Origin of the sequence: Planococcus sp. SSTMD024 (assembly GCF_041320495.1) — a bacterium.
Lineage (GTDB): Bacteria > Bacillota > Bacilli > Bacillales_A > Planococcaceae > Planococcus.
The window spans coordinates 42,644-54,502 of record NZ_JBGGNS010000022.1 but is presented as its reverse complement, the minus strand read 5'-3'; the positions used below and the strand labels follow the sequence as shown (position 1 = coordinate 54,502).

12 protein-coding genes are annotated in these 11,859 nt (G+C 47.8%); 1 reads left to right on the top strand and 11 read right to left on the bottom strand.

Annotated features, from left to right (window positions below):
- Positions 1–33 precede the first annotated feature (33 nt).
- The 8 genes from AB9R92_RS09100 to AB9R92_RS09065 form a co-directional block, all read right to left on the bottom strand.
- Positions 34–939: an AEC family transporter gene (locus AB9R92_RS09100; protein ID WP_370669143.1), complete on the bottom strand. Its 906-nt coding sequence runs from the start codon at positions 937–939 to the stop codon at positions 34–36.
- Positions 940–1,085: 146 nt separating this feature from the next.
- Entirely contained in the window at positions 1,086–2,393 is a 1,308-nt protein-coding gene (locus AB9R92_RS09095) for a 2-hydroxycarboxylate transporter family protein (protein WP_370669142.1), read from the bottom strand.
- 189 nt (positions 2,394–2,582) lie between these two features.
- Entirely contained in the window at positions 2,583–3,299 is a 717-nt protein-coding gene (locus AB9R92_RS09090) for a response regulator (RefSeq protein ID WP_370669141.1), read from the bottom strand.
- Positions 3,292–4,905, bottom strand: coding sequence for a DcuS/MalK family sensor histidine kinase (gene dcuS, locus AB9R92_RS09085; protein ID WP_370669140.1), 1,614 nt, complete (start codon positions 4,903–4,905; stop codon positions 3,292–3,294). Before dcuS ends, AB9R92_RS09090 begins: the two co-directional genes overlap by 8 nt.
- Positions 4,906–5,046: 141 nt before the next feature.
- Entirely contained in the window at positions 5,047–5,664 is a 618-nt protein-coding gene (locus AB9R92_RS09080; RefSeq protein ID WP_370669139.1) for an NAD(P)-dependent oxidoreductase, read from the bottom strand.
- A 42-nt stretch (positions 5,665–5,706) separates the two neighbouring features.
- Positions 5,707–6,672: a nucleoside hydrolase gene (locus AB9R92_RS09075; protein ID WP_370669138.1), complete on the bottom strand. Its 966-nt coding sequence runs from the start codon at positions 6,670–6,672 to the stop codon at positions 5,707–5,709.
- Between the two features lie 157 nt (positions 6,673–6,829).
- On the bottom strand, positions 6,830–7,429 hold the full coding sequence (locus AB9R92_RS09070) for a DUF4230 domain-containing protein (protein WP_370669137.1): 600 nt from the start codon (positions 7,427–7,429) through the stop codon (positions 6,830–6,832).
- Positions 7,430–7,490: 61 nt separating this feature from the next.
- On the bottom strand, positions 7,491–7,979 hold the full coding sequence (locus AB9R92_RS09065) for a GNAT family N-acetyltransferase (protein ID WP_370669136.1): 489 nt from the start codon (positions 7,977–7,979) through the stop codon (positions 7,491–7,493).
- A gap of 225 nt (positions 7,980–8,204) precedes the next feature.
- On the opposite strand from AB9R92_RS09065, the gene AB9R92_RS09060 reads away from it, so the two are divergent.
- Positions 8,205–8,954: an SDR family NAD(P)-dependent oxidoreductase gene (locus tag AB9R92_RS09060; RefSeq protein WP_370669135.1), complete on the top strand. Its 750-nt coding sequence runs from the start codon at positions 8,205–8,207 to the stop codon at positions 8,952–8,954.
- A 246-nt stretch (positions 8,955–9,200) separates the two neighbouring features.
- Here the strand turns inward: AB9R92_RS09060 and AB9R92_RS09055 are convergent, their stop codons facing one another.
- The 3 genes from AB9R92_RS09055 to AB9R92_RS09045 form a co-directional block, all read right to left on the bottom strand.
- The gene (locus AB9R92_RS09055; RefSeq protein ID WP_370669134.1) at positions 9,201–10,709 is read right to left on the bottom strand and encodes a DUF1846 domain-containing protein; all 1,509 of its coding nucleotides are present in this window, start codon (positions 10,707–10,709) and stop codon (positions 9,201–9,203) included.
- A 388-nt stretch (positions 10,710–11,097) separates the two neighbouring features.
- Positions 11,098–11,577 carry a 23S rRNA (pseudouridine(1915)-N(3))-methyltransferase RlmH gene (rlmH, locus tag AB9R92_RS09050; protein WP_370669133.1) on the bottom strand — a complete coding sequence of 160 codons (480 nt, stop codon included), beginning with the start codon at positions 11,575–11,577 and terminating at the stop codon, positions 11,098–11,100.
- Positions 11,578–11,666: 89 nt separating this feature from the next.
- The gene (locus AB9R92_RS09045; RefSeq protein ID WP_370669132.1) at positions 11,667–11,831 is read right to left on the bottom strand and encodes a CxxH/CxxC protein; all 165 of its coding nucleotides are present in this window, start codon (positions 11,829–11,831) and stop codon (positions 11,667–11,669) included.
- Between the last annotated feature and the right edge of the window lie 28 nt (positions 11,832–11,859).

Genomic DNA, 11,859 nt, shown 5'->3' with positions numbered 1-11,859 from the left:
GACTCCTTATTTATTTTTCAAACGCTTAGCGGTTTAAAGGAGCAACAGCAAGGCCGGAATGGTAATGATGCTTGCCAAGGTGCTGACGAACATCGCGCTCGATACCATATCGGGATTCATGTTGAATTTCATGGCGAGGAGCGTTGTCGTGGCAGCTGCAGGAGTCGCCGCAGAAATGAGCAGCACTTTTGCTTCCAGCGACCCTGCCGGATACAGCCAGGCCAATAGCACGAACGCGATCGCCGGAAACGCGATCAATTTCAGCACGGCCGCCGTCCCGATAAATTTCAGCACCGTCTTGATCCGGATCGATGCCAAGGTGATCCCGAGCAGCGTCAACAGCACCGGTACCGCTGCCTGCCCAAGCAAGCCCGTCGCATTGCCGAGCGCTTCAGGAACCCCAATGCCCGCTATTTTTAGAATCAGCCCGATCGTGATGGCAATAAACCCAGGCATGCGGATGATGGTAATGAAAATCGCCTTCTTCGACACATCGGCATGGTTCGAGGCATAAAAAATGCCAGCCGAATTCATCAGCAAGGATTGCATGACGACAAAAATAATGGCGATCGCCATCCCTTCGTTCCCAAAGGCAAACAACACGATCGGCAAGCCGTAGTTCCCGGTATTCGGAAACGCGCTCGCAAGCATCATTGTATTCTGATATGAAAGATCCCATCCGAAAACCACACCTAGCAGCCTGATCAGCACCGCAAACAGGGCAAACAACAACACTGCAAACAGCACAATTCTCCCTAAATCCCCCAGGTCCAACGAAGACGTCGTGACGGAATGGAAAAACAATGCTGGGCTGAACACGTAGATGCACAAATCCGACACCGGCTTCGTCTGGATGTCCATGAACCGGCCGACGAAAAAGCCGATACCAAGCAAGATAAAGACCGGTAAAATAACATTAATGATTTCACTGACAATCACGGCGTTCACTCTCCATCAGAAAGAGGGAAAGGATTTCTCCCCTCCCTCAAGATTATAAAAACTTTTATAGTAGCTTCGGAAAGCTACGGTTTTTTTATGCGTTATCAGTAACATAGAGGGTTTCTTCCCTACTCAAGTTTAATTTATCAAATGAAAAATGGGATAAATATACTGGCCAATAACAAGATCAAAGCGCCGCCGAGACGCGACGAAATTTGCGCAAATGGCATCAATTCCATTCTTCTTGCCGCAGACAGCACCGCGACATCGCCGGTTCCGCCCATATTCGCCATACACAAACCGGCTGTGATCGCCGCTTCGATCGGGTAGAAGCCCATGAACTTCCCGACCACGCCTGAGCCGATGACCGCACCCACCACGACAGCCAAAACAATGAGGACGTATTCGATGCTCAAGGCATTCAGTACGGCTTCCAAATCCGTATACGCGACCCCAATGCCTACTAGCAACGCGTTGGTCCAATTGCGCGCCACGAACTCATACCACTGGCTTGCGCCTTCTACGATGATCTCCGGCATGACATTCGCCACTTTGAGCGCTGCCACCAAAATGATCATGATGGCGTACGGATGAAGCGGGATAAAATCTCCCAATAGATTCCCCAAAATATAAAACGATACAGCAGCCAAGACGCCGATGCCCATTTTCGCTAAATCGTAGCTGGGTGTTTCTTTTTTCTCGTAATGGAAATTACGGATCAACTGGCCATTCCCCGTCAAACTCGGGTATTTATTGCCGATCATGTTCAAGACACTCGCCAAGATGATGGCGAAGACATTCCCGAGCGCCAAGGCTGGGACGAGTATCGATAAATAATACCCAGGTTCATTGCCAAGCATCTCCGAATAGACTTGAGACATCGGCACAGCGCCTGCGCCCATGCCGCCGCCCATAATTGGCATGGCGATGACAAGCACCGCTTCCTGGACGCTGAAGCCCAATACCATGCCGACCAACGCTGCCAGGCCAACCGCTCCTCCCACCGCAGCGAGCAATGGCAAGGCATAACGGACGCCCGCTTTTACCAAAATCTTCGATTCCATGCCCAAAATACTGCCGGTAATCAAAGCCGCAATATAGAAGTTGAGGAAATCGCCGTCTTTCATGAATTCCGTAATCCCCGCCGTTGTACTTTCGGGCATAAGACCACTATAGACCATATAAGCAGATCCGAAAATAGCAACAATCGCGCCGCCACCGAGGAATGTGCGGACAATCGGCATGTGATTGCCGAACCAGCCCAATAATTCACCGAGCACCATGGTAATGAGCAAGGCGCCGATCATGCCGGCCGGCAAGTTTTCGGTATACATCGCATAAATCGCAATGGCCGCGAAAACCCCGAACCACAGAATCGGCAAATTGAAAATCGTGAATTTGTCTTTCAAACTTCTCGCCGGCAGCTGCGGCGGGATCTTATTTGTTTCCTTCATCGTTGGACACCTCATTTTCTTGAACTTGGCGCTATTCAGGTAAGCGCTTTCAATATATTTCATATTTTAGACAAATTTCAGACAACTTCTAGCTTATGAAAGTATTGGTGTTATTGTAATTAAAAAAAGCAGCCGCATTGGCTGCTTTTTTTAGAGGAAATCGTGTTTTCCGAAGCTTCGTCTTAACCATCAAAGATAAGGATCGAGACGACGTGCGTTTTCCGGCACCATGCGGTATTGATAGATGGGCCGGCCGACACCGTAGGTCAAATCTTCCTGCAAATAGCCGATGGCGCTGAGGAATTTCAAGTATTTCCGGACGGAGACCCTGGAAATTCGGGCTGACTGCGCCAGTTCATCTGTCGAAAACACCGCGGCTTCGTTCGCCAGGATCACTTGCTGGATAGTCTGCAGCGTTGCTTTCGTCAGCCCTTTCGGCAATGATTGCACCTTCGCTGATATAGAAGTGGCTGGCTGTTTTCTGCCGAGCAGGCTGTCGATTTCCTGCTGGCTGATTTGTTTATTAGCGTGCAGTTTATGGAAATTGCTTTGGTATTGCAGCAGCGCTTCCTGGAAACGGCTGAACTCGAACGGCTTGATCAAATAATCGGAAGCCCCGAGCCTCAAGGCGTGCTGGATTTGCTGAATTTCAGAGGCCGCCGTGATTAAAATGACGTCGAGGTCCTGCCGTTGTTCACGGAGCATCTGCAAAAATTCGATACCGGTCAGCCCGGGCATGTGGATGTCGAGCAACACCAAATCGATGTCCGACTCCGCGAGTATCGCGATGGCCTGCTGGGCATTTTCGGCGGCGCCGATTACCTCAAAGCCGTCCATCCGCCCGACGAATTGCCGGTTCAACGCAGACACCATCGGGTCATCTTCTACTATCATTACTTTAATCATCCATTTCACCCCTCGCTTCATATGGCATCACCAACTCGAAGGTCGTGCCTTCATTTTTCCCGGAAGCCACTTCAATCGAACCTTCGAGTTTATCTACGCTGTTTTTCACCAAATGCAATCCAAATCCACGGTGGTAGCCTTCTTTGCTGGAGACGCCTTTTTCAAATATTGTTTCCTGCAATTCCTCGTCGATGCCCGTTCCTGTATCGCTGATCGTGATCGTCAGCAATTCATCGATATAGGAAAATTCGGCGCGCACCCGCTTGTGTTCAGCCGCTTGGACGTTATCGATCGCATTGTCGACCACATTGCCGATGATGGTGATCAGCTCATGCGTGACCGCGGGATCGTCCGGTTTTGGGATATCGGTCGCGCAGCTGATCGCAAGGTTCACTTGCGCTTCCCTCGCGAAACTGATTTTCCCGAGAATAAAGCCTGCCAGCACCGGATCCTTGATCGAGCGCGTCACATTGCCGACTTCTACGGCCTGGTGGTCGACCAACTTCGCGATAAACTGCGACACTTGCTCGTATTGCTCCATTTTAATCAAGCCGAGCAAGACATGCAGCTGATTCATGAATTCATGCGACTGCGCCCGCAACGTTTCCGCATACATCTCAACGCCGGTCAGCTGTTCGGCAAGCAAATCGATTTCTGTCTTGTCCCGGAATGTCACCATCGCACCAATCACTTGGTCATTTACCAATAAAGGCACTTGGTTCGACAGGATCGACAGGCCATTGAGCTCCTGCTCTTCATCCAACACGGTGCGTTTTTCAACCAGCACACGGCTCGTCACAAGGCCCGGCAAAAAGTCATGGACCTCCTTGCCGAGCGGCTCACGGCTCGTGAATCCCGCTTTTTCGAACAGCTCTCGCGCGGATCGGTTGGCGAGCATAATGCGTGAGTGTTGGTCGATCGCGATAACGCCTTCGTAAACGGAATGCAGCATTTGGTTGCGTTCTTCGTGGATGCGTGCGATTTCGGGAGGTTCCAGCCCGAACAGGCTCTTTTTAATATAACGCGCCAAAACCAATGCGCCGATAGTGCCGAACAATAAGCCAATCAGCGAACCGATCCAAAGCGTCTCGCGATTTTGCCCGACCGCTGCTTCTACTTCTTCCAACGAAATGCCGACCGCGACTGCGCCGATTTGATGATCGTCCCCATCAAACACCGGCGTGAACGCACGCACCGATTGCCCGAGCGTCCCTTCCGCACGCGACGTGTATTCCTCGCCTGCTAGCACACGGCTTTCATCGCCCCCTGCAAACGCCTTGCCGATATTGTCCGGATCCGGATGCGATTTGCGAATGCCGTCCATGTCCATGACGACGACAAACAACACATCGGCGGCTTGTTGCACGGCCAGCGCATAATCCTGGATGTTCGCTTCCGCCGCTCCCCTCTCCAAGCCTTCGTGAATGACTTCTGACTCTGCGGCGGTCCGGGAAATGCTGACGGCTTTATCTTCCAACTGCTGCTCAATCCGGTCGCCTGATGTATCGGCCACCAGCAAATTGGTGATCACGAGCGACACCAACACCACCAATAGCACAAACAGGATAATAATCGTACTCAATTTAAAACGCGATAAAAACGCCATGATGCACCTCATTCTTTGCTGCGGAAAAGTTCTTATAAACAGATGTTTCTACTATAAGCCAATTCCGCCTTAAAGAAAATCGGGGGAATGAACCAAAAAAGCAGCTGCATGAAGAATGCAGCTGCTTGGCTTGTAGATGATTCACGTCGCAATCCCGATCGACTTGTTTTCGTACGCTGCATCTCCCAGCGCTTTCAAGATAAAATGCGCCACGTCCGCACGTGGGATGGTCTTCGACTTAGCCGGTACGCTTTCTTCAGACTCACGGTACTGTCCGCTAAAGGAGTCATTGGTCAAGCCCATCGGCCGGACGATCGTATAGGTCAGCCCCGCTTGTTGAATGGCATCGACAGCGGCACGGTGGTCAATGAGTGCATTCTTCAACACGCCCATCATCAACTTCCCGCTGATGCCAGGCAATTCCTTGTCGATTCCGGCAGAGGCGGTGTAAACGATACGCTTGACGCCATGCTGTTGCATGCCCGCTACAATATTTTTCACCATCTCTTGCAGGTCGGTCGATTTGTTCATGCCTTGATTCGAGCCCAAACACGAAACGACCGCATCATGGCCGGCAATCGCTGCGGCCACTTGTTCCACGTGGAACGCATCTCCTTGCACCACCGTTAGTTTATCGCCTGTTACTTTCAGTTTGTCCGGCGTCCGCACAAACGCCGTCACTTCATAGCCTTGTTCCAACGCTTGCTCGACGACCGATCGGCCCACGCCGCCTGTCGCCCCGAATACGATGATTTTCATCACGCTTCACCTTGCTTTCTTATGAGTTGTCGAGCTATCGAATCAACGAGATTCCACGCGGTCCGAAATGACTTTTACGGCTTTCACGAATTCCGCAACGAACGCTTCCCGATTTACACTGTGCAACACATGCACATTCGGCTTTTCCCCTGTCCGGTTGGTGAAATCCACTACCGTCGCCCCGGCCGTGATGCCTTCGAGTGATGCTTCCACAAAGCAGTCCTGCCCTTCGAACAAGTCCGGTTTCAATAAATACATAACCGCGCAGACGTCGTGAAAATGCAGCACTTGGTCGTAATTCTCCTCGTGAAAAGGCGTTCTCTTGATGACGTCCAAATAATGCGTAACGAGGCCATACGCTTTTTCCGCAAATTCCGTGCCGATAGCCAAAATGCCCTTGGCTTCCTCCAGCGTCACGAATGCTTTATGCGTCACATCCAAGCCGCTCATGACGACCGGAACGCCCGAGCGGAAGACGATTTCCACCGCGTGCGGGTCGACATAGGCATTGAACTCAGCGGACGGCGACATATTGCCGCCGACTGCCGCTCCGCCCATCCACGAAATGCGCTCGATTTTCGGTTTTACTTCCGGATGCGCCAACAATAACGCCGCCACATTCGTCAAAGGGCCAGTTGCGACCAAGGTCATTTTCTCCTTGCTCAAAAGCAAAGTCTCCCGCATCGCGGCAATAGCCGGCCGTTCACTCACCGGCAAAGTCGGTTCCGGAAACTCAACATTGCCAAACCCGCTCTCCCCGTGGATCTCTTCCGCCATCTCGAGTTCGCGGAACATTGGCTGCTCCAAACCGCGCGCCACTTCCACCTGTGCCCCAATATAACTGAGGAACGTTCGTGCATTGTAATTCGTCTTGTCCTGCGAAATATTCCCCGAACACGTCGTCACCAAGCGCGCATCAAAGACTTCCTCATGCGCGAATACCAAGGTAAGCATCATCGCATCGTCAATCCCCGGGTCTGTATCGATCATTATCGGCAATCTGGCCATCCCACAAAACCACCCTTTCTCATCTGTTGGTTTTAAGTTTACGCTAGTCGGGGCGTTGAGTGAAATGATAGCGAGTGTCTCTATTGTTTACTCAAGAATCAGTCCATACAACAAGCCATCAAAGTCAGGGACTTTGATGGCTTGTCGGTTATATGTATTAATAAAATTCGATGATTACTTCGTTGTATGCAGGAGTTTCAAGAAGTGCAGATAAGATTTCTTCTGTGTTGTTGTCTGCTTCTTCCAAGAATCCTTGCTCGATTTTTTCTTTTTCAAGCTTTTCTTTTTCAAGGTTTATATCCTCTACAATTTTTTGGGAAGGATAATCCGAGAACAACTCATCTTTGATGTCTCTTATTTCCATATTTTCAGTGTCCGCCACATTCTCAAGTATCTCTGCTTTCGGTACTCTGACGACCAATTGCTTTGTGCTGTCGTCGTATGAAGTTTCAATTTCCGAGGCTTTGGACCCCGCTTTTATATACCCATCGTATTCAATCAATCTGATCGCTTCTGCAAATTTAATATCCGACACCCCAGGCAAGGAAATATTCTTATCGGTTTCACTGACTATGACATTGCTATACTCATACTCAAGCGATGCCAGTTCCGCAATCTTTACGATCTGATCCTGTACCAACGAGGCGTCGGAACTGCTGTTGGTGGTGACGCCAAATAAATTCGTTTGTGAAAATGCATATCCAGCCACTGCCCCTATTATTAATATAAAGAATAAAATTACAACCAATTTTTTCATCGTTTAGTTCCCCCACACGTTTAATTCGCTGCGCTCTCTATGATAGACCTAAAAAAATTTATTACACATATTGAAAAACAAGTTCGCCGTCTTCCGTTCCCGCAGGGGTAAACTGCAGCTTTTTAAGCAACTGAATGGAAGCCAGGTTTTCAGGAGATGTCCCGGCTTTAATTTTGAGCCCGGGATATCCCTGTTGAATCCAGTGAATCATGGCTCTAATCGTTTCATAAGCATAGCCTTGCCTTTTAAAAACGGGGTTGATGGTATAGCCGATCCAACAAGTTTCTGCTTCTTTTTTAACAAACACATCCCCGATAAGGGCCCCATCGGCTTTACGGATGATCGCAAATTGGGCACCATTTTCCACAGATGGCTCTCTTAACAAAATTTCTTCATATTCTTCTCGAGCCAAGCCTTTAAAATATTGAAATTCCATCCACTCCGGGTTATTGCGGTATGTAATAAAAGCGTCCAAATCACTTTCAATAAAAGGCCTGATGTAACACCTTTCCGACTCAAATACAGCTTGCATTCTATCGTCTTTCTTCATTTCATGCGCTCCTCCTCACGTGCATGCCGATATTCACCATTTAACCGGTGTTCAATCGACAACATTCGTCCACTGATCGGATTCTTCCTTCTGTTATATTCTAACAATGCGCTGCTGAGACCTTTTTCTCTGAATACTTTTAATGAAATTTCCTACTGCGATCCGAATGCTATATACTGAGTACAAATTCTTTCTGACTTTACTATGACGTTTGGAGGAGATCAGATGATGTTCGAAAACAAAGTAGTGGTTGTGAATGGTGGAACGGATGGAATTGGCAAGGAAGCGGTTCGTTTCTTTTGCAAGGAAGGGGCGACCGTTCATTTTACGGGAAGAGACCGCGACAAAGCCGCTCAAGTAGAGAGCGAATGCGACGGGAAAGCTCATTTCTACGAAGTCCATAATGAAAATCCAGAAGAGATCGAAAGCTTTTTCAAAGCACTTGAAACTGATGGGCATCCTATCGATATTCTCTTCAACAATGCCGGTGTTTTGTCTATCGGAATGGGGCCCTTGTCTCGCGTAAAGCTGGATGACTGGAATCAATTGATTGCCGTCAATCAAACGGCCATTTTCCTCTACATGAAATACGCGTTGGCCGTGATGGGCAAGCAAAAACATGGCGTCGTAATCAATAATGCCGCGATTCTCGGAAACGATAAAGTCAATCCGATGCTGCCGGCTTATAGCGGGACCAAAGCGGCGGTCGTCGCGATGACCCAAAGCACGGCACTGCGCTTTGCGAACCAAGGAATCAGAGTCAATTGCATCTCCCCAGGCCCGACAGAAACCGACCTGGCCATCAAAGCATATGGCGGAAAAGAGAACTACGATAAACAATCACAGGGGCATCCTAGAGGAAGTTACGGGAAACCAAGCGAGATCGCAGAAGTGGTGTTGTTCTTGGCTTCAGACAAAGCATCTTATATAAATGGGGCGGAAATCGTTGTAGATGGCGGGTACTCGTTAAAATAAATTGACTTAGGAAACAAGATAGGATTAGATTAACCCTTTACTGTAGAGAGCTTTATTTTCCCGTCGGGTGAAGTAAAGTTGTTTTTTTACAGTCTTTCACAAGTAGCGCTCGATTGATTCAATACAGTAAAAAGGTTCATTCTTCTCATTAAAAGAAGAATGAACCTTTTCAGTAAACGCTGTAAAGGAAAATACATCCGCCTCAGGCTTCTATGGCAGGAGAAAAAGACAGGTGTTTTCTAAAATCTAATTGTAATATAGGTTCTCAGTTGGATATACCGAATCATTGGTGATGTCGATTCCAAGCTTCTTAAAGGTCTGTTCGTTTTCTCTATTCAATATAACCGTAGAATGAGCTTGGGTGTCTTTTAAATGTGGCAATTGCTTATAAGCCAGCTCTGAAGTAGGATTGGTGACCGCACTGATTGCCAGTGCAATGAGCACTTCATTGGCGCTTAATGTCGGGACGCGGCTATTCAAGTCATCGGTTTTCAAGCGTTGAATCGTTTGTAAAATCACCGGCGACAACAAATCAATTTCATCGGAAATATTGGTCAATTTCTTCAACCCATTCAGAATCGCGGCTGCCGAAGCATCCATCAAAGTTGTCGTTCGACCGGTGATCATCTCGCCATTCGGCAATTCTATCGCAATGACGGCTTGTAAATTCGTGCTGTCAATTTGCGCTTGGACTTCTTTCGCATAATTACGCGCCGGCAATACAGGTGCCCGATCCTCTTTCTTTAAACCGGTCTCTTCCAGAATCACTTGCATGTGGCGTACACTGTCTTCATCGGCAAGCCCTTTTTTATAATCGTTCTCTACGACGAAACTACGCCGAATGATTTCCTGCTTGGCAGCTTCCTGGACAACGCTATCATCCGTGATGCCCGATTTCAGGCGATTAACCCCCATATCAGTCGGCGAGCTGTAAACAGACTCTTTGCCGGTAATCCTTTCAATAATCCGTTTGATGACAGGAAATGTCTCAATATCACGATTGTAATTGACCGCTACTTTCTCATACGCTTCATAATGATAATTATCAATCATGTTTACGTCTTTTAAATCGACGGTAGCCGCTTCATAAGCGATGTTTACTGGGTGCTTTAGCGGCAAGTTCCAAACTGGAAAAGTCTCAAACTTGGCATAACCGACTTCATTTCCCAGTTTGTTCTCGTGGTACATTTGGTTAAGGCAGGTGGCAAGCTTTCCGCTGCCCGGGCCAGGGCCCGTTACTACCACGATTGGCTTTGTCGTTTTAATATAAGGATTCGTCGCAAATCCTTCTTCCCCGAGGACCGCCTCCACGTTTGTCGGATAACCTTCGATTTCGCGGTGAATACAGACGCTAATTCCGCTTCTCTCAAGCTTTGTCATAAATACTTTGACTGTTGGCTGCCCCTGGTAACGGGTGATCAAGACACTGTTAACAGAAATGCCATATGCCCGGTATTCGTCAATTAAGCGCAGGACATCTTGGTCATAAGTGATGCCGTAATCTTCCCGGACTTTGTTTCGTTCAATGTCTCCAGCGTACACACAGATGATGATTTCCGCCTTTTCTTTCAGTGTATGCAATAGTTTGATTTTGGCATCTTCATCAAATCCAGGCAGGACGCGCTTGGCATGTTTGTCGCCTATCAATTTTCCGCCAAATTCCAAGTAAAGTTTATCATACTGCTGCACCCGCTCCAGGATGTAAGCTGATTGTTCCTGCAAATATTTCTCCGAGTCAAATCCAATTTTTTTCATTAATTTCAGTCCCACCTTCTATACTTCAAGCTCTCTTAACCCGAGTGATAAAAACGCCTTAAGAGATACTTCCAAATAAAAATCCATTCTTTATCATTATAAATATTTGAAAAAAAGTAAATCGGTCCAATTGCTTCATTGATTAGGCTATCCTCATAAGCAAAGTAAGCTTTCCATCGATGTACCCGACTATAATAACAGAATCTAGCCCAATGTTCAGCATATCCAAATGATCAAAACCTGCTTCCTTTAGCTAGTTTCACTAACTGAAGTAAATTGATTTATCGGTGTAAAGAAAGCATTGGAATTCGTTTTAACAACTGGATTCTCTTTGGCATTTGGACAACTCATGTATTAGTTAGAGTTTATTTACTAGCATAAACCTCACTTACTTATGATACGGTTCACCCTTCATAATCCGGAAAGCCCGGTACACCTGCTCCAGCAAGATCAACTTCATCAATTGATGCGGAAAGGTCATCTTGGAAAACGACAATTTCTCATCCGCGCGCTTCAACACTTCATCATGCAAGCCGAGCGAGCCGCCGATGACGAAGACGACTTTGCTGCGGCCGTAAGTCATGAGCGATTCCATGTCTTTGGCGAGCTGCTCGGACGTCTTCATCTTGCCATCGATCGCGAGGGCGATGACGTAGGCGTCTTGCGGGATTTTGGCGAGTATGCGCTCGCCTTCTTTCTTTTTGACGATTTCCATATCTGCTTCGCTCAATTGCTCCGGCGCTTTTTCGTCCGCGACTTCCACTTCCGTGATTTTTGCATAAGCCCCTAAACGTTTTGCATATTCTGCAATGCCCGCTTTCAAGTATTTCTCTTTCAGTTTTCCGACGGTCACAATGGAAATGTTCACAACTTATCCCCCTTTACACGAAATTTACAAACAAGTTGCCCACAGAGTTTATGCACATATCCACAGGCATTTCTACATCTTGTAGAATTTTATTTTCCTGCCACAAGATACAATGCCTGCTCTTCACAGTAGTTGCACTTTGTGGATAACTTTTCGCTATCTGATAATTCAGTCAGTATAGGATAACTTTCCGTTCTTGCAACAAATTCATCAAGTCCTTGTCCCACGTGCGTTTGACAGCAATATAGCTCCATTTTTATGACTCCTTTCGATTTCCGAATA

What these genes read in the sequence shown, in the direction of transcription:
- AB9R92_RS09095 (WP_370669142.1), bottom strand. Translation starts at nt 2,393, where the DNA reads ATGAAGGAAACAAATAAGATCCCGCCGCAGCTGCCGGCGAGAAGTTTG.
- AB9R92_RS09090 (WP_370669141.1), bottom strand. Translation starts at nt 3,299, where the DNA reads ATGATTAAAGTAATGATAGTAGAAGATGACCCGATGGTGTCTGCGTTG.
- dcuS (WP_370669140.1), bottom strand. Translation starts at nt 4,905, where the DNA reads ATGGCGTTTTTATCGCGTTTTAAATTGAGTACGATTATTATCCTGTTT.
- AB9R92_RS09080 (WP_370669139.1), bottom strand. Translation starts at nt 5,664, where the DNA reads ATGAAAATCATCGTATTCGGGGCGACAGGCGGCGTGGGCCGATCGGTC.
- AB9R92_RS09075 (WP_370669138.1), bottom strand. Translation starts at nt 6,672, where the DNA reads ATGGCCAGATTGCCGATAATGATCGATACAGACCCGGGGATTGACGAT.
- AB9R92_RS09070 (WP_370669137.1), bottom strand. Translation starts at nt 7,429, where the DNA reads ATGAAAAAATTGGTTGTAATTTTATTCTTTATATTAATAATAGGGGCA.
- AB9R92_RS09065 (WP_370669136.1), bottom strand. Translation starts at nt 7,979, where the DNA reads ATGAAGAAAGACGATAGAATGCAAGCTGTATTTGAGTCGGAAAGGTGT.
- AB9R92_RS09060 (WP_370669135.1), top strand. Translation starts at nt 8,205, where the DNA reads ATGATGTTCGAAAACAAAGTAGTGGTTGTGAATGGTGGAACGGATGGA.
- AB9R92_RS09055 (WP_370669134.1), bottom strand. Translation starts at nt 10,709, where the DNA reads ATGAAAAAAATTGGATTTGACTCGGAGAAATATTTGCAGGAACAATCA.
- AB9R92_RS09045 (WP_370669132.1), bottom strand. Translation starts at nt 11,831, where the DNA reads ATGGAGCTATATTGCTGTCAAACGCACGTGGGACAAGGACTTGATGAA.